This is a genomic window from Hyphomonas sp., assembly GCF_046313735.1.
Lineage (GTDB): Bacteria > Pseudomonadota > Alphaproteobacteria > Caulobacterales > Hyphomonadaceae > Hyphomonas.
The window spans coordinates 22,858-45,334 of the sequence record NZ_JBKBXW010000026.1 but is presented as its reverse complement, the minus strand read 5'-3'; the positions used below and the strand labels follow the sequence as shown (position 1 = coordinate 45,334).

Sequence of the window (22,477 nt, the reverse complement as noted above, 5' to 3'; positions counted from 1 at the left end):
TCAGAACGCCGAGAGCGCAGCGCGTCGCCTGCTGGACGCCATCTCGAAGCTTCCCGGACCAGGGGGGGAGTGTTCGATCAGCCCGGAGATGGATGACCGTTTCGCGTGGCTCGAAGAAAACACCGCAGAGACTTCCTCATGGGAGGACGCCCAGTCACAGGCCGCAAGACTGCGCCTCGACACGCCTTTCAGGCAGCAACTCCGGGAACTGATTGGCCCCTATGTTGCCGAAGCCGCAAAATTTGCTCCGCAGCCTCTCGGAAAGGGCTGGCTCATTTATTCGATGGCCTGCGGCGGCACCCTGGAGATCAGTGATACGCCGCGGTCCGGTTGCGGGCGGACGGTCTTGCGAGCCACTGATTTCGCGCAGGAAAGCGAAACAGCATCTCTCGACTGTTTTTTCCCGTCACCGGACGGCAGCAAACTGGTGTTTGGAGTCTCCACAGGCGGCGACGAACAGACCGTATTGCGGATCATGGACCTCAAAAGCGGGGCGATATTGCCCCACCACATTCGCAATGCCTCCAATACCACCGTCGCCTGGAGTCCGGATTCCGCCTGCTTCTTTTTCTCCGCTGGTGAAGGCTCTGATTTTGAGAACATACGAAAGCATATCTTCCGATTTGACCTGGTGCAGGATGCGCAGCCACTGAAAGAACAGGTCCAGACCCGCGAGCAGTATTCGCTGAAGCCGCAGGTGTCAGCCGACGGGCGCTGGCTGGCGGCGATGACCAGCGAGATTTTCCCCCGCCCCGACTTTATACGACGCCTGCCCGACGGGAACTGGGAGCCATTCCTTGTCGATGTGCCCGGGCAGTGTTTCGGTCACTTTGTGGGCGATCGATATATCGCGATTTCCACGGCAGGGGGCCATCGCGGGCGCCTGGTCTCTATCCCTGTCGATAGCGCTTCTGATATGGCTACATGGAGTGAACTGCGCGGGGAAAGCGATCTCGTATTGCGCTCAATCGAGCTGTGCGGTGACTATCTGGTTGTAACCGCATTCAAGGATGCGGCGGCCCGTCTGCTGATTTTCGGCCTCGATGGCAGTTTTGATCATGAGGTGGACTTGCCGGGGGACGGCGTTGTCAAGCAACTCGGCCTTCTCAGCCACTACCAGCTGATCGGGTATGGCGGAGAGAACATAGCGCCCGGGAACGGCTGCTTTGCGTTCGTATTCTCAACCCTGGTTCAGTCGCCGGCAATTTACACCTATGACATCGCGGGCCGGCGTCTGGAGTGTATTGAACCGGCGCGCTTTGATCACCGGGAATATAAGATTCAATTGCGCCATGCGCCCGGTAAAGATGGCTGGCAGATTCCCTACCGATTCATCCGGAAGGCAGATGCCGTGCCGGGGAGCGTCGCGCCGACCATCATGTATGGATATGGCGGCTTCAACGTGTCGTTCATCCCCGGCTACCTTGGCGCCTTGAGCGCATTCATCGAAGCCGGAGGCGCGGTCGCTTTTTGCCACCTGCGCGGCGGCGCTGAATACGGGCTCGACCAGTGGCATGGGGGCCGGATGTCGACGAAGTCCAATACAATTGATGACTTCATCTGCGTCGCAGAGGACCTTGTTGAGCGCGGCGACACGAAGTCGGACATTCTGGCCGCGATCGGAGCCTCAGGGGGCGGCTTGCTGACCGGAGCGGCAGTTGCCCGCAGGCCAGATCTCTGGGCCGCCGTCTGCTCCATGGTCCCGCTGTACGACATGCTGAACTATACGCGCGATCCGTATACGGCTGTCTGCGCGCTGGATCTTGGTGACCCTGGTAATCCTGAAGCTGAGATATGGCTGCGGGGATACTCCCCATACCACCAGCTGGCGCCCGCAGCCTATCCGGCCATGCTGGTCACGGCAGCTGAAAACGACATGCGATGCCTGCCCTGGCATGCGCGAAAGTTCGTTGCGCGCATACAGCATCAGAATACCGGACCGAATGACCAGTACTTTCTGCTGCTCAGAAGTGGGGGGCATATGGGCACAATGCAGGATCCTGAGCGGGTGACCGACTGGCTTGGCTTCGTCATGACGCAATTGGGCATGGATAACAGTCCGACATCGGAGGACATTGAATGAGTGCGCCCGTTCAAGCTTCTATGGAAGCAGTTCGCAAAGACCTGATCGGCACTGTCCATCTCTCGGCCTGGCGAACCGTTGGGCAGCGCGCCATAAATGAGTTTGCCAGCTCTACGGAAGACCCCGATCCGATGCATGTCGATCCGGACTGGACACGGTCCCATACACCCTATCCGAACACGGTGGCACAGGGGTTCTGGGCTGCCTCGATGCTCGTAAAGGCCGCTCATGAAACCGGACTGGCGAGAACTGCCACATCCTTGTTTCCGGCCGCCTACGGCCTGAATTACGGCTTTGACAGATTAAGGTTTGTCCGGCCGCTTCTGGTTGGTGCGTCCTATCGCTGCCGGTTGGTACCTACGTCGTACGAGATGCGAAGCGACACGTCCGCAATGCTGGAGGTGGACGCGCGTGTCGAAGTGCGGGATCAGCGCGTGCCTGCTTTGACCGGCAATTGGCTTCTTCTTTTTGTCCTGGACGAGGAGGCCGGCAATTGAGCAGCGCAAAAGATAACACCCAGGGCGGTGCCGACGCAGCCTTGCCTGTTCGCTTTACGGATTTCGTTGAGCGTCATGCCGCTGCGACGCCGGATAAACCCGCCCTCGTGAGTGAGCGTGAGACAGTCACATACCGTGAGTTTGCATTGCGGGTCCGCGCCTGCGAGGCAGCGCTCCTGGCATCAGGTGTCCAGCGAGGGGACCGGGTTGCTCTCATGGCAGGGCCGTCGCCGGATTTCTGGATCTGGTTTCTTGCAAGCTGCGGCATCGGAGCGATCTGGGTCGGGTTGAATCCACGCTACACCCGCGCTGAACTCAGCTATGTCATCGGCAACGCTGAGCCATCTCACATCCTCTCGATTTCACGGTTCGAAGGCAGGGACTATGCAGATGACTTAGGGTATCTCCGTCGTGAGCATGAATGCCTACGTGAAATCGTCGCACTCGACGGAGACATGGTCGGGGCACTACCGGTCGACGTATTTCTGAAACGGGGCCAGGAGTTATCCGACGCCAGTAGAGAAAGCGCCCACGCTGAGGTCAGGGCGATGGACCCGGCCCTGATCGTCTACACTTCAGGCTCAACTGGCAAGCCGAAGGGGGCCATGCTGAGCCATTTCGGACTTTGCTATACCTGCATGGCTCAGGTCCGGCGTTTCGATGTCAGCGATCTGAAACTCATCTGTTTCTTTCCGATCAATCATGTTGGCGGTACTGCCGACACGTGCGGAAACGTTCTGGTGGCTGGCGGAACTGCGCGTTTCCAGTCCCGTTTCGACTCTGCTGCGGCGCTGAGTCTCATCCGAAAGGGTGAAGCAAACATGCTCATGGGCGTGCCGACCATGATCCAGATGATTATGGGCGAGCCCGACTTCACACCTGAGGATTTCCGCAATCTGGAATTCATCCTGTGGGGCGGGGCGGCCCTGCCCGCTGATTATGTGAAGACTCTCTCAGGCCTCGGGGTGCGGATGGCGACTCTCTGGGGACTGACAGAGGCCACGACAAACGTCACGTTCACTGAAGAAGGGGCATCAGAGGAGATCCTTTGCAGTACCGTCGGAAAACCGCTTCCCGAGTTCGAGTTGCGACTCCTGCATGCAACTGGCCGGCCTTGCACGGCCGGAGAGGAGGGTGAATTCCAGGTCCGCGGCGATTACTGCATGCTTGGCTACTGGCAGAATGAGCAAGCCAGTAAAGAGGCATTCACTGAAGACGGCTGGATGAAGACAGGCGACCTCGGGCGGCTCCGCGAAGACGGCAATATCGTCTTTGTCTCACGCATCAAGGAGATGTTCAAATCCGGCGGGTACAATGTGTATCCGCGAGAAATCGAAGCCACCATTGAGGAGCACCCGGTTGTTCAGATGGCGGTTGTGGTGTCCGCACCACATCCGCTGTTTCAGGAAGTCGGCGTCGCTTTTGTCCAGCCTGCTCCGGGAACGGAGCTCACCCCCGAAGAACTCAAGGATTTCTGCCGGGAGCGGCTGGCCAACTACAAAGTGCCAAAACGGTTTGTCATCTGCTCACAGTTTCCGATGTTGCCGATCGGAAAGGTAGACCGTTCCGGATTGGCAAAGCGCGCCGGGGAACTCGACCTTGCCTGAAAAAGAGCACTTCCTCTCACCGCTCGAATATGAACGGTTCTGGACGCATGATGAGCTCATCGCTCACCTTGTGGCAATCGCTGACGCGGCTCCCGACTTCGTCGAGCTTGTCCACATTGGAGCGAGCCGGGAACATCGCAGTATTCCGGTTTGCATTGTAACTGACAGGGCAACAGGTGGGCACGGTGTGAAGCCGGGCCTGTGGCTTGATGGTGGCATACATGCCCCGGAACTGTTCTCGACCATAGCCTGCGTGCGAACTCTGACTTTATTGCTTGAGCGCCGGTCCGAGAAAAGAATCGCAGAGCTTCTTCGCCAGCGCAGCCTGTATTTCTGTCCGCGCCTTAATCCCGATGGCGCGGAAGCATCGGTCCTTGCTGGCGTCATGGACCGGATGCCAGAGACGCGCGGGCCAGGCCTGCGCCCGCAGGATCTGACGAACGATGGCAGAGTTCTGCTTATGCGCGTCAAGGATCCTGCAGGGGCCTGGACGACGGACGCAAGCGATGCGCGCCTGATGAGACGGCGAGGACCTGCAGAAGCAAACGGGGTTTTCTATCATCTGTATGAAGAGGGCCTGGTTGAGGAATACGATGGCTTTACGGTCCACCCGGAAGTGACCGGGACTGCCGACCTGAACCGCAACTTTCCCGGCAACTGGCTGCCGGAGAGCGCGCAGCGGGGCGCGGGGGCCGCGCCCGCGAGTGAGCCGGAGGTACGGGCCATGTGTGATTTTCTGATAAAGCAGAACAATATATGCTGTGTACTGTCAGGCCATACGTTCAGCGGAGTGCTGCTTGGGCCGCCAACCGCCAAACCGTTGGATTCAATTCCGGCTTCGGACGAGCAGCTTTTCAGACTTATCGGTGAGACGGGCGAGGCGCTGACGGGGTATCCGTGGATGCCGGTTTTCGGACACTTTCAGTATGAGCGCGACCGCGGAGTTCATGGCGCGTCCGACTGGGCCTATGAGGCACGTGGTATGCTCTGGCAGACCATTGAGTACTGGGCGCCTCACCGCTCAGCCGGCATCAGTCATATCCAGGATTATCTTGGCTGGATTTTTGACCATGGGATTGAGGACGAAAAGACCCTGCTCGCCTGGAATGACCGTGTTCTGAATGGTCAGGGCTTTGCCGAATGGCAGGTTTTTGAGCATCCGCAATTGGGCAAAGTCGAGATCGGGGGCTGGGACCGGCTGAATGTTCTGTACAATCCGCCGGTAGGGCACCGGCTGAAAGAGGCAGAGACTTGCTTTGAATGGATAGTCTGGCTTGCCCAGATAATGCCCAATCTGGAGATTATCCGTGTAGAGACGACAAGGCTGGGCGCGGACCTCTGGCGAGTGCGGGCAACGATCCAGAATGCGGGGTTCCTGCCAACCAATGTCAGCGAACGCGCACTGGAAAACAATGTCGTCAGTGACGTGACTGCGATAATTTCGCCCGTGAGCGGGGCTGCCAGCATTGTCAATGAAGCTCGCGTCAGTCTCGGGCAACTTTCGGGTCGTCTGGGCAACCCCATGACCCCGACCTACGGGAGTGACAGCGACACTCACAAAACAGCAGCGCAATGGCACGTGACAGGCCCGCCAGGCACCCGGCTTCGACTGACCGTATCCGGCGACCGCGCCGGGCATGCCGAAACGGTTTTCCAGCTTAGTGAATGAAGCTTTGCCCAGGTAATTAATTAATGGTAGAATTAATACATGTCAATTTTTCATCCGTGCTCTGAGCAGATCGCGCGCGGTTCGCGCGGGAATCAGAAAGTAGAATGCAGAACCGGCATGCCGGGCCGGTTGTTTGAGAGATCTGAGGCAATCGCCTCGCTGCAAATGCGCAGCGTCACTTCACGCCAGACTTTGAGTTTTTTGGTAGTCCCTCGCACCCCGCTCGATCCGCTAAGCCACTTTGTTAGGAGCTAATGATGTCGAAGACCGCACTTCTGGAGAAAACCGGGCGTACCGCTATTGTTACGATAAATCGGCCGGAGGTCCGCAACTGCGTCGATGCTGAGACGGCAGGGGCAATCAGGGATATCTTTGACAGTCTCGAGACAGATTCGCTGATAAATGCAGTCATTCTGACCGGAGCGGGCGACATAGCTTTCAGCAGCGGCCTCGATTTGCGCCAGCTCGCAAGCGAAGGACCAGATCTCATCCCGAAGGTGATCTTCAAAGATACGGGCTGGGCCGGGATCGGACGGCGGCACTTCAGCAAACCACTGATCGCCGCCGTAAACGGTGTCGCAATCGCCGGAGGCCTCGAACTCATGCTTTCATGTGATTTTGCGTACGCATCAGAACACGCGCAATTTGGCTGCAACGAGGTTACGCTCGGACCTATCGCGGACGCGGGCGGGTGTTTTCGTCTTCCCCGATGGGTTCCTCTGCCGCTCGCTCGCGAAATGCTGATGACAGGCATGATGATTTCTGCAGACGAAGCACATCGTGTTGGCCTGGTGAACCGTGTCCTGCCTAAAGGTAAGTTGATGGAGATGTGTCTGAAAACTGCGGAAACCATCGCAGGTAACTCGGCGTCATCCATGTCCATTACCAAATCGCTGATTGCTGAAACACTCGGGCGTCACGAAGACGACGCATGGGTCATCAATGATCGCTATATGGTTGCATCATTCGATACACCGGACTTCATGGAGGGCCCGCGCGCATTCACGGAAAAGCGGAAAAAGAGATTTCGGCAGGCCCGTTAGAGATTCAGTCGAGAAGACATCATGTCGGTCAGCATTTGTGACAGTGTACACACCCTGCTCGGACGTTCCGACGGAACACTGAGAGAGATGCTGGACGCCCGGGCCCGGCGCGATCCTGACAAGACGTTCATTATTTTTGACGGCCGCTCCTGGTCGTATGCTGACGCGCTTATCGAGGTCAGGGCCAGCGCCGGCCGCCTGACAAGGCTGGCCAGAATGCACGATGACAGTCCGCCGGCGGACCGGCCCGTAATAGCGAGCTACCTGCCCAACCGCATCGAGACCATGTGGGTCTTTCTTGGAGCGCTTTATGCGGGCCTCCCCTATTGTCCCCTCAACCGGGGGCACAAAGGCGACCTTCTCAGGAACTGGCTCGGCATGTGCGGCGCCCGCATCCTGATCACTGATCAGGGGGCTCTTGACGATGGCGTGAGCGCCTCCGCAACCTCCGACATGGTCGTTGTGACGATTGACCATAAGGTCGATCAGAATCGCCTGGCTGATTCGTTCTTCGATATCGAGCCGGACAATGAACTCGGTCCTGCACCCTCTCCGCTTTCACCAGCCACATTCATGTTCACCTCCGGCACGACCGGGCGGTCAAAGATTATTGTCGTCGCGCAAAACCAGTACTGCCGGGGTGCCGGCAGGATTGTTGATGGCTACGGCCTGACAGAAGCCGACGTGTTTCATAACTGGCTGCCGCTCTTCCATCTCGCCGGCCAGCTCCACATGACAGCTACAGCGATCCTTTGCGGCGGGACAGTAGCGCTCCAGCCAACTTTCTCCAGGTCCGCATTCTGGAATGAAGTTGAATCGACGGGAGCAAGCGTCCTTTGCGGTTTTGCAGCCATTTTGCACTTCATCTGGTCCCTGCCGGAGCGTCCCGGCGATTCTCGCTCAACGCTTCGCGTGGGTATTTTTGCGGGCATTCCGAAAGATCTGCATGCCCCGTTCGAGGCCCGCTTTGGAATGCTCCTTGGAGAAAACTACGGAATGACCGAAGCTGACCCGATCACGCTACCCGGGCCCACGCCCTGGCGGCACGGTACGAGTGGCTTGCCGGCGCCGGATTTCGAAGTTGAAACGAGGGATGAGGCCGGAAGAAAACCGCCGCCAGGCGTGCACGGAGAAATATACTACCGGGCACGCGTTCCCGGTGTCCGACTGCTTGGACGGCTGACGGAAAAGGGCCTTGAAAGTATTGCGTACACTGACTGGCTAGGGACCGGTGATCTGGGGGTCCTCGATGCAGAAGGATATCTTCATTTCCGCGGACGAAAAAGCGCATACATCCGGAGACGTGGTGAAAACGTTTCCGTTGCTGAGCTTGAGGCTCTTCTGATTGAGGCCGAGGGTGTTGCAGAATGCGTTGTCGTCGGTGTGCCTTCAAACCTCGGAGAAGATGACATCAAGGCAGTATTGGTTGCTCACTCTGGCTGTGTTCCGGACGCAGCTGCATTGCATCGTTGGGCGAGAGCCAGAATGGCTGGGTTCATGGTGCCACGCTACTATGAATATGTCAGCGAGCTTCCAAGGACGGATCTTGGCAAAGTGGCTCTGGCCGATCTCAAGACCTTGAGTGACAGTGTCTGGGATGCGGAAAGTCAACCGCTCTCGTAACTACTACCTGCCCCAAGTTTATGCACCCCTTTCTGGATGAGGGACCAAAAAGACGATTACCATCGCTACACGATCTCTCCCGAGCCTGACGGTTCAGATCAGTGAGAGCGTGTTGATTTCTGTTGTGAGCTGACCCGGGGTTTCTATCGAGAAGTGACCCGCCTTTTGACTATCTTTTGGGGTTGATTCTCGGGTCAAGGTGATGCCTTCGCCGTTTTCGATTTGGGCTTCTGCGCCGAGCTATTCTTGAACCGGAAACTGTCATTGCCGGTCTCGAGGATGTGGCAGTGATGAATGAGGCGATCAAGCAGCGCAGTCGCCATTTTCGCATCACCGAACACGCTGGCCACTTTTCACGAGATAGGGAACTTCCCAATCTGCAAGATTGGAGCTCGAAATTTACGCAATGTCCAGATTGATGGCGCAAACCGGAGTAATCTGCACCTTGCAAACCGGGATGTGTCACCTTGATTGACTCACGAAAACAAAATGGTCTGACCGGATCCGTTGCTGCGCCGATCGATCAGACAGGCCCCAAGCTTGGCGATGACGAACTCAAAGACATACTCGAGGACATCGCGATGATGAACTCCGTTGACCAAAAACAGGGTGATCCTGTCCGCGACCCAGCATCGACAACGGCGCTCATCGACGCTCTTGCCGGTTTTTCGCATCGCCTGTTCCAGGCGCATTCCGCATTCGTGGAGGCCAGAATCGGCGGAACTGACATCACGCTTCGCCAGTTCGTCCTCCTCAGCGCGCTTTCGAAGCTGAAGTCAGCGACCCAGCGAGAACTTACGGACACCATCGGGATGGACCGCTCGACATTGTCGGATGTCATCAGGCGCCTTTCGTCAAACGGACTTATCCTGCAGAAACAGTCAAAAGACGATGCGCGAGCCAAGGTTGTCTCCCTGACCGATCGGGGACGCGAGACGCTTGCGCGCATGTCCCCCATCATATCGCAGGCAAACCGGGAATTCTTTGGTCTCCTCAGCGAGGTCGAGATGAAATCGCTCGCAGGAATACAGGCCAGGCTGCTCCGGCGAGATGATCCGTACACAGTTGTAACAGAAACCGCTCCTTCGGCCTCTGCTCGGAATGGCAACGCGGAGAGGCAGTCGGCGGACAACACCACTTCCTTGAACCGGCTGCAGCGGGCACGGATCGCATTTGAGGCAGATCTGATCACCAAAGCCGAGTTCGAGACCGAAAAGCGCCGATATCTCGAAGGCGATCCAGACTGAGCAGGAAGGATTTCGTCTCTTGGATTCTCCCGATCCTGCAGGATCCCCTTCCTTCAGTTCATTGCGGAATTGCAGACCGCTCGGCCTCTCCAAGGCGTTGCATGAGATAGGACAGCGCATTCGATTCGGACGCGGTAAGCTTTCCGGTTCCACCAATCAGCTTTGCCAGAGCAGCGTCCGACTTCGGCGAGAGCAGACCGAGTTCATCAGCGCAAGCCTTGATTTCGCGCCAATTCGCGGCCTCATCCTCAAGCTCGCCCGCACCATCGGATTTCCCTTTCGGCACTCCTGCGAGTTGCGTGTCCTGAAAGAGTAGATCCACATCGCGGTCCCGTCGCTTCATGTGTTCCCAGCACTCCTCCTTCTTGGCCCATTCCGTGACATTCGACACGCCCCTGCCTGAACCGCCGAGTTCCTCATTGGCGATGGAAGCGATCCCGGCAAGGAGCTTCTCCAGTGGTGAATCCAGCGCCTGCTGCTTCCAGATCGCCTCGTGATCGAGTGACTGACCATTGCGAGCGAGTGCACGCGAGAGCATGGCAATGGTGTAGGCGACAATGTTTGCCCGGTAACCGCCATTGTACCAGGACTGCGCCGAAACGATCTTCTCGAGACGGCGGAACAGGATCGTGCGGACCACCATACGCCGATACCAGGCCTCGTCGAAACGATCCGGGTCATCCTTCCATTCGCCCCCGATCCTGCGGGCAAACTGCGCGAAGTTCTTCTCCGCACCGAGGTTCACGTACCGGGGATGCTCGCCCCAGCAGTTCTCGTACTTGGCAAGATCGGTTTTCCGGATGAGCTGATCCCGGGGGAACTGCCTCAGGAACTGACGCTTCTCGGCCGCCGATTTCTGCGCCTGCTGCTCGCGGTACTGCCCCCTTGTCCGCTCGTAGAACCAGTGCGTCTCCAGCTGCTCACCTCCGTGGGCCGGCGCCCAGATACGCCGGGAAAACGCCTCCACCCGGACATGAAAGGGATGGTTCGAGAAGAAATCGGCGGCATTGATCCGGCTCTGAGTGTTGGCATACTGCGATATCCTAGGAACGGTCTCCTCTACACGCGACGGTTCGATGATGGACAGCTTCATCTGTACGAAGATCCTGCTCAGGTCCGCCTTGTCCTTGCGCCTGGAATGAAAAAGTGACGCGGTCGTCTGCCCGCCATTCACGATCTGAAGATCGCTGATCCTGCGGATGTGCGGTATGCCGTCAAGTTGCTCGATCTCGATGCTGGCGGCCGTTGCCGTGACCCCGTTGTTGTACGCAAAGAACATCTCCGGTTCCTTCAGGATCGTGTCCCGGATACCGCGGTTGGACGCATTTGTTGCCTGCAGGAATGCGCGCACGTTCTGCTCCATCAGACGCGCACCGAAACGCTTGTAGAGATCGGCGAGAACGTTGCCGGGCATCGCCAGAAGGTAGGCACTGTAGGCGTCCCCTCCGACATGCGCCGGCAGACACGGCACGGTGCGGTCGGAGATCTCGAGGAAGTCGATCTCGATCGGCTCCTTGTTGCTCCTCGACGATCGCAGGCGGTGCAGACGCGAGATGTCCCAGATGTGAAGGGTGATCGGCCGGCCGCCGCTCTCTGCCGCGATGTCGAAATTCCTGAACTGGTCGCTCAGCTTTCGTTCCGAGAGCAGATAGAATCTCACCCTGCCGAGTTCGCCCGACCGCTCTGCCAGTGTCCTCGCGAGGGAATAAAGATCGGATGCCTCTTCCATACCCCGATAGAGATCTTCCTGGACTGCCTTCTTGTAGAAGGATGTCAGGCGGCTGATCACGGTCATGACCTCGGTACGCGTAATCGTTTCCAGTTCGGTGCGATCCGAGAAGTCCGCCACGAAAAGGTCTATCCCCTCGTCTCCGTTCTGGGCGAAGGCATCAATCCGCACACCCCGTGCCTCGTGGTAGGCGGGGGTGAGCGAATCTATCTCTCCTGCTTCCTCGAGCTCCCGGCCAAAGGCATGGAGAAATTCGTTGAGCATGAAATCGCGATTGTCGGCGGCCGCTCCGAGAATCTCCTGCCTCAGTTCACGGAAGGTTTCCTCAAGGTCTGTCTCGGGACTGCTCATGCTGGCTCCGGCAGGATATCGATCCTGAAGGGTTCGAGAACGCGCATGTCCAGCTCGTATCTCAGTGAGGAAACGCCATGAGGGACATTGCCCACATGGAGACCGGGAAACCCTTCGGAAACCAGGAAGAATTCCGGAGGATTCAGGCTGAATCTCGGCTGGCCGTAGAGATCGAGATCGAGATAGCCTGCAGCGGCAAGCTTCTGCTCGAAAACGGCGAGATATCGCGCTTCAAGCCCGGCGGCAGTCACCGACACCATCTCGTTAAGCGAGAGGGCAGCGTCCCCCTCCCCCCCCTCACTCATCCGCACCACGCCGAGGCAGACATCCCGAGACAGGTCCTGGAGCTGATATTCCGACGAGATGCGTACCGTTCCGCCGCTGCCGCCGGAGACCGACTTCACCTCGAGACACAGTTTCTCGAAACGGAAATCCTGCGGTGCACCGGATGGCCCGTCCCAGCTGGCGAGCAGCGCGCCTTGCGCCCAGCCGAGGTCGGCAAGGTGGCGCAGGACCGCCAGCTCTGCCATCAGGCCCCTCATCTCCTCTGGCGACAGGATGCCTGCCCTGCCGCTGGAGAGGAACTTTTGCCAGCGGACAAGACGGCTGATGACAGACCGGAAAGCCTGTCGTTCGCTGTCGCAGGTCTGGGCGACGCCGGCCAGGTCCTCGCAGAGGACACCAAAAAGCGCACGGTCGCGCTCTTGACGCAGCCAGACGACGAGGCCCATGACCCCGGTCTCCGGAAAGGACAAGAAATCGATATCGAGACTTGCGAGTTCAGGCGCAGCTCTCAGCAGATCGGAACAGTCTTCGCTGGCCTGTACCAGGAAACCCGCGGCGCCTTCGTGCGAAAGTCCGAAGTGACAGGGTGTCCTGTCGGTTGCAGACCGCAGTACCCAGGATTGCCCCGAGTCAGGCCGGCGGATCCCGTCCCAGCGATCCATCATGACGGCATGTCCTCCCGATCAAAGTCATCGCCTTCATCCGGACCATCTTCAAGATCGGCCCTCATCTGATCCAGCATGACCTTGTTCACCACATACTCGACGGTCCTGTAATGGCCGGTATGAGGAAAGCTGATGCCAATGGCGGGAGCTCCCTGCAGCAACACCTGCCGCTCGTCTCGAGGATCGGTAATCTCAAGCAGGTGCAGCATGAGCAGAGGCCTCCCGCGGACGTCGACATGCCGGTAATGGCGGTCGGAAACCGGTTTAGCGTCCTCGGCTGCAACCCTGTGCGCCCGTTCGACCTGTTCGGGCGTGAGGCCCACGCTTTCGTCGCCCCTTCCAGCCACGCGATGCTTGCTCGTCACGAAGTAGCCACCAGCCGCAACCGGCTTCCGGATCTGGTTGCCGTCCTTGTCGAAGCCTGCCTGACGCCGCTGTACCTCCATGCGGAAATCACCAAGCAAAAGTGGCGAGGCTGTCTGGCCCTTGAGAGACATGAAGGCGATGTCGCCTGTCGGAAAATCTGCAGCCGTCTTGCGAAGATAACCGATCGCACTGGCGATAGCAGGCCTTCGATCCGGATGGGAGGCAAAGGATGCGAGAAAGTTCGAGAGGATCTCGAGGGGCACACCCCGCCACACCCGGCAATACGGTTTCGACGCATCAGCGGAACCTATCCTCCTTGAGGCATGCTCGGAATTCAGGCTATCCCAGAGCGCCTTGTAGAGTTCGATGTTCTGCTCGGTCGTGGCAACGGCATCGGGGACGATGTACGTCTCCATCAGCTTACCGTCATAGCTGATGGAAAGCGGAAGCTCCTGAGCGTCGCGCATCTTGTTGGCCGCAGTCACCAGCAACGCATCGGGGTGCGACTGGACCATGAGGCCGAACTTTTCCGGAGACGCACCCACCCTGTTCATTTCCTTAATCGTGTCGCGAAGTTCGTCAGTGGATTCGGCAATGTGTGAATACCAGCCGATCGACTCGTCACTGAGCCAGACGCGGCAGAGGTCCTCGTATCCGGGACGATACCCGAACCAGCGCCCCATCTGAAGCAGCGTGTCGTACATGCGCGTGTTGCGATACATGTAGCTGACTGCAAGTCCTTCGAGCGTGAGCCCGCGAGACAGGCTCAGACCGCCGATGGCGATCACGTTCAGGGCTTCTCCGCGTTCGGCGTACTCGCCATAGTTCAGGCCTTCGTCCGACTTGCTGTTCACAACAACCGCTCGAATGGAGCTCGCTGCGTCATGCAACTGCGACTGCACCTCCGGCCAACGTTCATCACTTTCGGAGAACTCTTCCTGCCAGGTCGCATGCAGGTCACGCAAATGAGCGTTGCGCAGCGCGTCGGTCTCCGAAAGAGCCCCGTTCGCCTCGATCGCTTCGGCGAGGGTCGTGCGATAGGTCTCGACCAGCCGGCGTACATCTTTCTGGACGTCGGTGAATCTGGAAACATTTATCAGCATCGAAGCATGCTTGCCGGTCTGTCCCCTGAGATTCCTGATCGCCCGGACAAGGAAGAAGACGCGGATGGCCTTGCGCAACGAGGCGGGTAGCTCGTCGATGCCGTGGTCCTTCGAATGTTTGAGCGGGATCACATCCTCGCAGTCGCGGATGTGCCGCAGATGGCGCCTGCCGCGGTCCTCGTCGAGAAATAGCCGGTCGGCTCCGAAATAGTTCGTGGGCGCATCGAGACAGTGGATGAAATGCCTCGGAAAAAGGTCCTTAAGCGTGTCCTGGTCGTAAGCGTCGGGGTTGATGAATATGTTGGCAAAGGGAGTAGCCGTGTAACCGACGTAGGAGCTCTTGTGAAACAGCGAGAGAGTTTCGCGAATCAGCTTGTTGGTGCTTGTCGGGGACAGTTCGGGCTTGTTGGTGTTGACCGATGCATTGTCGGCCTCGTCGTCGATGAAGAGCATGGGAACATCCGCGATCTGCGTCTGCCCCACTTCCCGGTTGAAATCCTTGAGCCAACCATTGAGCGCCTTGAGCGTCGACACGTTCTTCTTGATCACGATGACGACGGGTTTGCTCCAGTCCTTGAGCGCCGAGCCGGTCGTGTTCGCGATTGCCTTCCTGAAATCGCTGTCCGTCGTCGTGAGCGTCACAGGGTAGGGATGGCCGGAATATGTCCCGACGCCGATGTTCGAGGTTCGCCCGAGCTGCGTCAGGCGTTCGCGGACGATCGCCGAACTGACCCGTCCGACAAACCCGGCGTCCACACGCTCCTGTGTCTGCATGCGAAGGTTGTTATGAATGCCGGCCACGATCACGATGAACCGGTAGCCTGCATCCGCAGCCCGAGCAACGAGCCCGAGATAATTGGCCGTCTTTCCCGACTGGACATGCCCGATCACGAGACCTCTCCGATCCCACCGCCCTTCCTTGAGCGGGTCCTGAAGATGGCTGGCGACCTTGAGAGACACCTGCATGAGGGTCTCTACTACCCTGCCGGGCAGCCCGTCCTCCATCAGGTACTTCTCGTAATTGTCCGAGTAGACCCAATTTATGTCCCGCTTTCGAACCCAGTCGGAATCATGGCCTGCTTCCTTCAGCACGAGAGAGACGCCTACGCCCAAACGGTGTGAAATGTTCTCGCGTGCTTCGGTTACCAGCGGTTCTATGGGTCCTCCGTATTTGAGAAGAGGCGCCAGCTGCAGAGCGAGGCCCCTGATCTCGTCGATCGAGGGCGACTGCTCGCTGGACGCAAACTGACGAACAAGGGTGGAAAGCAGGAGCTTGTAAGCAGGATCATTCATGAGCAGATTTCCGTAATGATGCTTTCCGCAAGGCTCTCGCAGTTCGAGAAAAGGCCGGTAGAGAGCGCCACTTTCCGGAAAATCGCCGCCCCCATCTTGCCACCCGGATCAACGAGGTGCCTGAGCTCGAGAAGGCGAGCGCGGCATTCGTCTTCCGTCATGGTCTCGGCAGCCGCGACATGACCTCCCGGGGCAGTTGCAAGGTCGACATAGATGGCGTCGACCGGCAACGCCGAGCTCATGCCTTCAAGCAGGCATTCCAGATGCCTCTGACCGTCGGCATCGAGGCGCTTGTGCAGGCTCTCCACGAGGGGGTGTTTTCGGTCAGGAACATATGCCATGCCACCATGTGTCGGGATACGCCTCCAGAGGGGAAGCTTGTCATCAGCCAGGGCGCGCGTTGCACGTCCTGTGTAGACCTTGACGCTCCGGTCCGTGATCCTGTCGATGATCTGGCGGAATCGCCTGCGAACTTCCGGGGGCGGGTGAGCGCGCGACTTCTTGATGTCGATCGTCCACTGATCATCCAGCTCCGAGGTGAAGTCTATGCGAACACGCGCCAGCTTGGTTGCCTCGCCCTTGGCTTTCATGCCGAACCAGTTGCCCCAGGCCATGAGCCTGTCGTTCCGGTAGACATACGCGCCCTGGTTCGACAGGAAATCACCTCGGCTCTGGTAGAAGTCCCGCGTTTCCGGAGAAAGCTTCGAATGGTGGGGCAGGATGTGCGCCTGGATCTCTATGTCGGATTTCCCGATCCTCACTCTTTCCATCGGTGTTGTCTGTGTCGCCGGGTGGTCGAGGAAGAAGGGGTCGAAGGCCGTAATGGGGCGGTTGTTGATCCTCATGGCCAATTTGCGCTTGCGGCGGCCACCGCCTGACAGGAACCGGTGGAACACCAGCGAGAGATGTCTCGAGAGCGCCGCCAGCTTTGCATTGACGAGATCTGCCCGTCCCTCCCCGTCCAGAGACTCGGCGAACCGGTCGAGCTTTTCCCAGAGCACCAGCGTGCCCGTTCCGGGCAAACGGTCTAGCCAGGGAGTCCGGGCAAGGCCTTCTCCCTCGGGGAGTTCGAGGACCCATTCGTTTTCTTCCGAGACCCTGTCGAGATCCCAGCAGGCCGCCGAAATCTCTCCGTCCCGCTGCCTCGACGCCACCGTCAGTCGTCTGGCCTGCGAGAACGAGGCGGTCTTCATTCCGAGACCGAAACGGCCAAGGTCGGATTCAGATCGTTGATCCCTCGGATCTGCCGAGCCCGGCCGCATGGCATCGATCAGCCGCGTCTCGCCCATGCCCGTCCCGTTGTCGATGATGGCAAGCTGCAGGGGGTCGCCGTCCCCGAGGCACCAGATGTCGATCGCGGTGGCATCGGCTGCGATGCTGTTGTCAATGATATCGGACACGGCAGTCTCGAAGGAATAGCCGATATCCCTCAGCGACTCCGCGAGGGCCGAGGCTCTTGGCCTGACGATGGCAGTCTTCACTCTGGTATTCCTCGCGGGCAGCGAATCGACTGTTTCAACCTCTGATGAGCAGAGCAGTTTCAGGGCACCACGCCAAGACCCGAAGAGGATTTCACGCCGCCGCTGACCTTCGGTCACCCGCCGTCTGTTCGCACGCCTCCAGCAGGGCGCACACCCGCTTGCCGATGAGGTTGGCCAGCAGCGGCGGAACTGCATTTCCGACCTGGACATACTGTTCCGTCCGGTTTCCGAGGAAGTGATAGTTGTCGGGAAAGGTCTGCAGGCGCGCCGCCTCGCGAACCGTGAGACTGCGGCATTGTTCGGGATCGGGATGGATGTAGTAGTGGCCGTCCTTGCTGATGTGGCTCGTGATGGTCGAACTCGCACTGTCCCGGCACTGGACGGAGAAACGGTCAGCAAAGTTGCCGCTCTGCCAGTTCCTGTGGTCGGGCGCGAGTTCGGGCGGATACTCGGACGCCCGCGGCGAGCGGCTCTCATGCTCGGCGAACAAGGACGCAAAGAGATAGCGCGCCAGATCGGACCGCATGTGCCCCCGCGTCTCGTGGTTGGAAAGCGCGCGCAGCCGGGGATCCGAGAGCCAGGCCGCCAGACGGGTGTTGCTGCGGGCCATCGACTTCGGAAGGCGTGCACTTGTCCGGGATTTCGGGAAATCGCCCGCCTCGAGCTTCCCGCCGATCTCGCGGAAGCGCGACCTCAGCGCTGCCGCAAGGTTGCGGGGCTCGATGGTCGCGCCGCTGCAGGCTTGCACGGCCTCGGTCATCGCGGCCGCCCAGGCCGCCGCATCATCCGGGCCCCTGGAGAGCCCGCTGCGCAGTTTCGGCATGCCGTCCAGGACCATGCGCGCGGTCGCCTCAGGCAGGCGCTGATCCTCCATGCCGAGCCCGGCCAGATCCCGGCAACGATCGCCGGCATCCTTTCTCAGACCCATGACGATGACCCGGTGGCGGCGCTGCGGGATGCCGAATTCCTCGGCGCGGATAAGGAAGTCGGATGGCGCCGGATCGAGGGACAGGAAGCCCGACTGGCAGAACGCCACGAGCCGGTATCCGCAATCCTGCAGATCACGCATCACGCTCTCGAATATCCGGCCGCCGCCGACCTTCGAGGACAGCATCCCCTTGACGTTCTCCATCACGAACGCGGCCGGCTTCAGCTCCGTCAGCACCTTGATGTAGGACCGGTAGAGAAAATGCCGGTGGTCTTCCTCGGGAACATAGTCGGCCTTGCCCATGTTGCGCGACCGGCCGGCCAGCGAGTAGGCCTGACAGGGCGGTCCGCCGATCAGAAGCGTTCGGCCCCGGAATTCCCTCCTGATCGCCGAGATCCGCCTCGACACTTCCCTGTCGCCTTCTGCGGAGCCGAGTTCCAGCATCCGGGCTTCCTCGCAGGCGGCGCGGAACTGCGCGGGATAGAGCCGCTCCCAGTCCGGCTCGGCCCCGGGTGATGCGAGGAAGTCGTAGTATTCCCGAGGGTAGTCGTCGCCGAACTGGCGGAGGAATGCGCGCAGCCGCAGCGTCCTGTGGGCCGCGGCGTCCTTCTCGACGGACAGGCGAATGTCGAATGCCGCCTCACCGCGGGCATTCCTGACCCGGGAAAACCCTTCCGCGAGGCCTCCCGGGCCTGCGAAGAGATCGACGACTGCGTACGGGCGTCCCTGCATTCGGTCTTTGCCTTGTGTGGACTGGTGGTGAATCTACCTGATAACGTGAACTGCGCGTTTTGCCAGGTCCCCTGGCACGAGGAAGACCGATCTTGGCCGACATCGTCGACAGGCAGACCCGGTCGCGCATGATGGCGGGCATCCGGGGCAAGGACACGCGGCCCGAACTGAGGCTGCGCAAGGCGCTGTTCGCCAGAGGCTTCCGCTACCGCTTGAACGACCGGAGGCTGCCGGGACGGCCGGACATCGTGTTCCCGCGCTACCGCGCCGCTGTGCTGGTCCATGGCTGCTTCTGGCACCATCACGAGACCTGCCGGTTCGCGACCATCCCCGCCACACGCACGGAGTTCTGGCTGGCGAAGTTCGAGGCGAACCGCAAGCGAGACCGCCGCGTGCTGGACGAACTCGCCTGCGCCGGATGGCGCTGTGCGATCGTCTGGGAATGCGGCCTGAAGGGGGCGCAGGCCGAGGCAACGATCGAAACCGTAATTCGCTGGCTCGAAGGCGGCGAAGCTGTCCAGGTGCCCGAGACCTCGCCTGCCCCTGTCGAGACATACGGACCGTTGCCCTCACGGCTCGCCGTGAAGCGCTAGATAGTCGCGCAGGATGCTGCCGACGAGGAGATGAGCTTCCTCGTTCTCGTCGGGGCAGACACGGATCAAGGCCACGGTGAGCTTGCGGCAGATGCCGCGCGATGACGTGGCGGCCATCGCCGGCAGAGACGCTAGCAGGACTGCGTTCTCCTCGCTGAGCGTGATGATCCGGGTGTTGAGGCGGTCCATCTCCCGGTTGTCCGGATGCCGGCTCTGCTCGGCAGGTGACAGACGCGCCCAGTTCTGGGTCCTGAAGAGATGGTTTTCGAGCTTCTGCCAGCGGCGTATCAGCTGTTCCTGCTCCGACTCGTTGGCCAGCCATGTCTCGCACGCAGCAGCCGCCTGATCGGTCCGTGCCGGATCTGCCTCGGCGTTGACGAGCAACGGCAGAGCCCCGGCTCCGAGGACAAGCCTGCGCGTGGGACCTCCCGGGCGAACAGATTCGTTCGCCTCGTTATCAGGGCGTCGAGACATTGTTCAGACCTTCGCGTATTCTGTGAGCGCAAATGTATCACAAGCGCCAGATGCGTGCAACATAATAACTCATATGAGATAAATTAATGCTTACATCAGGTCAGATCCGGGCGGCCCGGGCGCTTCTCGACTGGAACCAGCAGAAACTGGCGGAGGAAAGCGGCGTGTCGCTGGCCACGATCCGGCGGATCGAGAGTGACCGCGAGCCGGACCGCACGACGAGCCCGAACCGGGAGGCTATCCAGAGAGCGCTCGAGAATGGCGGCGTGAGCTTCATCCCCAAGGACACGAGGAGCGGCGAAGGCGTGAGGATGAATCGCTAGCCGAGAGCGGCGATTTCGCACGCAACCGCTCCGGCGCGGGGGAATCCCCCGGACCTGCCGCCATGATCCCGGGCAGGTCGCTGCCGAAACCGACACCGCCCGGAAATCCCGGACCGGGAGACAGGGCCCCGGCAGAGGCCCCTCGAGGGCAGGGATCACGCGTAAATCTGCAGATCCGGCTCATTCCCGAAATCAGGGTCGAATGGGAACGATGCCGGATTGCCCTGTATCCGGACCGGCAAAGACCCTGCGCGCGATGAAGAGGCCGATGACCTGAATACCCGGAAAACGCGCGCAGAGCACCGAATGCATCGCCCGGAAATGGGTTCCGGCAGTGAGCATATCGTCGACGACCGCGATCGAGGCAGGTAGAGGGTCCGCAAGTTGCTCGTCCAGAACGTAGACGTCGAGCAATTCTCTGACCGTCACCCTGTTGCTGCCGCTGACATGAGACGCACGGGTACTGCCTGCCTGGCAGACCAGTTCCCGGACATCCAGAGCCTCGCCCATGCCGCGGCATATCCGGGCGATGCGATCATCATGTCCCGGATCTGTTCTGACCTTGGACGGCGGGACCGGAACAAGCGTCGCACACTCAAGCCACTTCGGATTGAGCGCAGCCTTCAATTCGTCTGAGCACTGACGTATTGCCTTCGACTTGTAGTGATAACCGGGATTCGCGCTGCCCAGCGGGCTCTTCTTGAGGTTTGACAGAAGCTGGTTCGTGTCACTGAAACCGAACCCCTGGCCGCTTGTATACTCCCGGAGAAAGAAACAGACATCTGTCGGCGCCAGATGTACGTGGTCAGCCCAATGCGATTCGTCGATCCGCGTCAGACGCACCCTAGCCAAGCGCGCTCCAGATATCCTCGGGCTCCCGAACCCGGATCGCCCCCCTCGCCTCGAACCGGGCCGGCCAGGCGAGACCGGACTCGAAGCAGGAGTTCAGTATAAAGAGCTTCCGGCCCTGATGGATTGCCGCGCGGGCCTGGGTCAGCGTTCCGGACGTCTCCCCGGCTTCGACAATGATGGTCGCCTCCGTCAGGGCGCTCATGGTAGCATTGCGCTCGGGAAAGAAGAGCCTGTTGCGTCGATAGTCCTGCTGATCGTAGCGCAGCGCCGGAACCTGGCTTATCAGCAGGAATTCCTGCGCGATCCGCTCCTGCAGATCACGGTTCGGTCTGGGATAGACATGATGAAGCGGGGTGCCGATGACGGCGATTGTCCTGCCGCCCGCATCCAGCGCAGCCGTATGCGCCGCCGTATCCATGCCTTCGGCGAGACCCGAGACGACCGTGAAACCCCTTTCGACGAGAAGCCGCGCAATCCTTGCCGCGCGCTTCAGGCCCTCCTCCGAAGCGTTGCGGCTTCCCACGACGGCGACCGAACGCGTCTCGGCAAACTCCCACGCGCCGCGATAGTAGAGCAGTTCGACCGGATGCATCGCTTCTCTCAGCCGGGCGGGATAATCGTGCGCCTTGTTCACGCGGATGCCGAACCGGCCGATGCCGGCCTCCCCGAACAGGCGGGTGACGCTTGCTGCGCACTCCCTGGCTCTCTCGACCGGCACGAAGTCGGACGGTAGCGCATCCGGATCATCGCGAAACCGGTCGGCGATCGTCCTGAAGCTGGCGCCCTTCTCGAGCCACATGGCTTCATACGCCCCCATCTCGAGATAGGGCGAAATCGGTTCGATGGTGGGCTCGAAGGAGATGGAGGGCTGTGTCAGCATCACGATTTATGTCCGGGGATTTTCTTGCATGCCACCCGCTCCGCAAACCCGGAACAGGCTTCATCGGTTTGCAGAACAATTCAAGTCTTGATCTGCGGACGACCGGGCGGCGCGAGCCTGTAACAAAACTGCAGATCTGTCAGTATCTCTAGATGTTCTTATTCTGTTCCTCTTCGGGTGTCAACGAGACTGTCGGGATTTCCACATGCCGGATACCTGTGCCCCTGCTGTTCCCGCACCGCTCTGCGCGTCAGAGGGCGACCTCGCATCACGATCCGGTTTCGCGGGCGGCCATGCCTTCGGCCCACCCCCTGACCGCCCGGGCCCGGTAGAGGTTGCGCGTCCCGCCGAGCTGGACCGGCTGCGGGAAGTCCAGCGAAGGATCGCGGCGCCGTTCCCAGAGCGTCTTCCGGCTGATCTTCAGGAAGGCGCAGGTCATGCGGGTCGTCCACCATTCGTCCGGGCCCGCCGGCGAGACGACGGGGCCCGCCGGAGGCGTGCGCATGACCGGGCCACTGCGTTCAGAGGAAGGTGCGGCCTGCACCGGCTTCGCGACGAGACGGGCGGACGGCGGGGCGGGAACGGCGCGAGCCGGGACGGCGGCGAACAGATCGAACTGCGAGGCAGGCGGGGATTTGTGCACAGTCATGACT

18 protein-coding genes and 1 pseudogene are annotated in these 22,477 nt (G+C 60.0%); 9 read left to right on the top strand and 10 right to left on the bottom strand.

Features of this window, described 5'->3' with window-relative positions:
- The first annotated feature begins 88 nt into the window (after window positions 1-88).
- The 6 genes from ACK4SV_RS13110 (at window position 89) to ACK4SV_RS13085 (ending at window position 8,522) form a co-directional block, all read left to right on the top strand.
- Complete coding sequence (locus ACK4SV_RS13110) at window positions 89-2,083, top strand: prolyl oligopeptidase family serine peptidase (protein ID WP_409918286.1); 1,995 nt, start codon at window positions 89-91, stop codon at window positions 2,081-2,083.
- Window positions 2,080-2,580 (top strand): MaoC family dehydratase, encoded by a 501-nt coding sequence (locus ACK4SV_RS13105; protein ID WP_409918285.1) that lies wholly within the window; start codon window positions 2,080-2,082, stop codon window positions 2,578-2,580. Before ACK4SV_RS13110 ends, ACK4SV_RS13105 begins: the two co-directional genes overlap by 4 nt.
- On the top strand, window positions 2,577-4,187 hold the full coding sequence (locus ACK4SV_RS13100; RefSeq protein ID WP_409918284.1) for a class I adenylate-forming enzyme family protein: 1,611 nt from the start codon (window positions 2,577-2,579) through the stop codon (window positions 4,185-4,187). Before ACK4SV_RS13105 ends, ACK4SV_RS13100 begins: the two co-directional genes overlap by 4 nt.
- Complete coding sequence (locus tag ACK4SV_RS13095) at window positions 4,180-5,856, top strand: M14 family metallopeptidase (protein ID WP_409918283.1); 1,677 nt, start codon at window positions 4,180-4,182, stop codon at window positions 5,854-5,856. The genes ACK4SV_RS13100 and ACK4SV_RS13095 overlap by 8 nt, the downstream gene beginning before the upstream one ends.
- A gap of 257 nt (window positions 5,857-6,113) precedes the next feature.
- A complete protein-coding gene (locus tag ACK4SV_RS13090) occupies window positions 6,114-6,899 on the top strand; it encodes an enoyl-CoA hydratase/isomerase family protein (RefSeq protein WP_409918282.1) in 786 nt (261 codons plus the stop codon).
- Between the two features lie 21 nt (window positions 6,900-6,920).
- Window positions 6,921-8,522, top strand: a complete 1,602-nt coding sequence (locus tag ACK4SV_RS13085) for a class I adenylate-forming enzyme family protein (protein ID WP_409918281.1) — start codon at window positions 6,921-6,923, stop codon at window positions 8,520-8,522.
- A gap of 194 nt (window positions 8,523-8,716) precedes the next feature.
- On the opposite strand, the pseudogene ACK4SV_RS13080 reads toward ACK4SV_RS13085, so the two are convergent.
- Window positions 8,717-8,869, bottom strand: a pseudogene (locus tag ACK4SV_RS13080) (ATP-binding protein); the annotation flags it as partial.
- A 120-nt stretch (window positions 8,870-8,989) separates the two neighbouring features.
- On the opposite strand from ACK4SV_RS13080, the gene ACK4SV_RS13075 reads away from it, so the two are divergent.
- Complete coding sequence (locus ACK4SV_RS13075) at window positions 8,990-9,769, top strand: MarR family winged helix-turn-helix transcriptional regulator (protein WP_409918280.1); 780 nt, start codon at window positions 8,990-8,992, stop codon at window positions 9,767-9,769.
- A gap of 58 nt (window positions 9,770-9,827) precedes the next feature.
- Here ACK4SV_RS13075 and ACK4SV_RS13070 read toward each other — a convergent pair whose 3' ends face one another.
- The 5 genes from ACK4SV_RS13070 to ACK4SV_RS13050 all read right to left on the bottom strand — a co-directional run bounded on the left by ACK4SV_RS13070 (window position 9,828) and on the right by ACK4SV_RS13050 (window position 18,702).
- A complete protein-coding gene (locus ACK4SV_RS13070) occupies window positions 9,828-11,849 on the bottom strand; it encodes an AIPR family protein (protein WP_409918279.1) in 2,022 nt (673 codons plus the stop codon).
- Window positions 11,846-12,799, bottom strand: a complete 954-nt coding sequence (locus ACK4SV_RS13065) for a PD-(D/E)XK motif protein (protein ID WP_409918278.1) — start codon at window positions 12,797-12,799, stop codon at window positions 11,846-11,848. Before ACK4SV_RS13065 ends, ACK4SV_RS13070 begins: the two co-directional genes overlap by 4 nt.
- Window positions 12,796-15,561, bottom strand: coding sequence for a Z1 domain-containing protein (locus ACK4SV_RS13060; protein WP_409918277.1), 2,766 nt, complete (start codon window positions 15,559-15,561; stop codon window positions 12,796-12,798). Before ACK4SV_RS13060 ends, ACK4SV_RS13065 begins: the two co-directional genes overlap by 4 nt.
- Window positions 15,558-17,042: an ATP-binding protein gene (locus tag ACK4SV_RS13055; RefSeq protein WP_409918276.1), complete on the bottom strand. Its 1,485-nt coding sequence runs from the start codon at window positions 17,040-17,042 to the stop codon at window positions 15,558-15,560. The genes ACK4SV_RS13060 and ACK4SV_RS13055 overlap by 4 nt, the downstream gene beginning before the upstream one ends.
- A gap of 91 nt (window positions 17,043-17,133) precedes the next feature.
- Entirely contained in the window at window positions 17,134-18,702 is a 1,569-nt protein-coding gene (locus ACK4SV_RS13050; RefSeq protein WP_409918275.1) for a DNA cytosine methyltransferase, read from the bottom strand.
- Window positions 18,703-18,794: 92 nt separating this feature from the next.
- Between ACK4SV_RS13050 and ACK4SV_RS13045 the strand changes: the two genes are divergently transcribed.
- Window positions 18,795-19,295 (top strand): very short patch repair endonuclease, encoded by a 501-nt coding sequence (locus tag ACK4SV_RS13045; protein WP_409918274.1) that lies wholly within the window; start codon window positions 18,795-18,797, stop codon window positions 19,293-19,295.
- Here ACK4SV_RS13045 and ACK4SV_RS13040 read toward each other — a convergent pair.
- Window positions 19,272-19,679 (bottom strand): hypothetical protein, encoded by a 408-nt coding sequence (locus tag ACK4SV_RS13040; protein ID WP_409918273.1) that lies wholly within the window; start codon window positions 19,677-19,679, stop codon window positions 19,272-19,274. The two genes, ACK4SV_RS13045 and ACK4SV_RS13040, sit on opposite strands and share 24 nt — an antisense overlap.
- Window positions 19,680-19,855: 176 nt before the next feature.
- On the opposite strand from ACK4SV_RS13040, the gene ACK4SV_RS13035 reads away from it, so the two are divergent.
- Window positions 19,856-20,092: a multiprotein-bridging factor 1 family protein gene (locus ACK4SV_RS13035; protein WP_409918272.1), complete on the top strand. Its 237-nt coding sequence runs from the start codon at window positions 19,856-19,858 to the stop codon at window positions 20,090-20,092.
- Between the two features lie 192 nt (window positions 20,093-20,284).
- Here the strand turns inward: ACK4SV_RS13035 and ACK4SV_RS13030 are convergent, their stop codons facing one another.
- The 3 genes from ACK4SV_RS13030 to ACK4SV_RS13020 all read right to left on the bottom strand — a co-directional run bounded on the left by ACK4SV_RS13030 (window position 20,285) and on the right by ACK4SV_RS13020 (window position 22,473).
- Window positions 20,285-20,935, bottom strand: a complete 651-nt coding sequence (locus ACK4SV_RS13030; RefSeq protein ID WP_409918271.1) for a hypothetical protein — start codon at window positions 20,933-20,935, stop codon at window positions 20,285-20,287.
- Window position 20,936: 1 nt separating this feature from the next.
- Window positions 20,937-21,824, bottom strand: a complete 888-nt coding sequence (locus ACK4SV_RS13025) for a DNA-processing protein DprA (RefSeq protein WP_409918270.1) — start codon at window positions 21,822-21,824, stop codon at window positions 20,937-20,939.
- Between the two features lie 268 nt (window positions 21,825-22,092).
- On the bottom strand, window positions 22,093-22,473 hold the full coding sequence (locus ACK4SV_RS13020) for a helix-turn-helix transcriptional regulator (RefSeq protein WP_409918269.1): 381 nt from the start codon (window positions 22,471-22,473) through the stop codon (window positions 22,093-22,095).
- Window positions 22,474-22,477 lie beyond the last annotated feature (4 nt).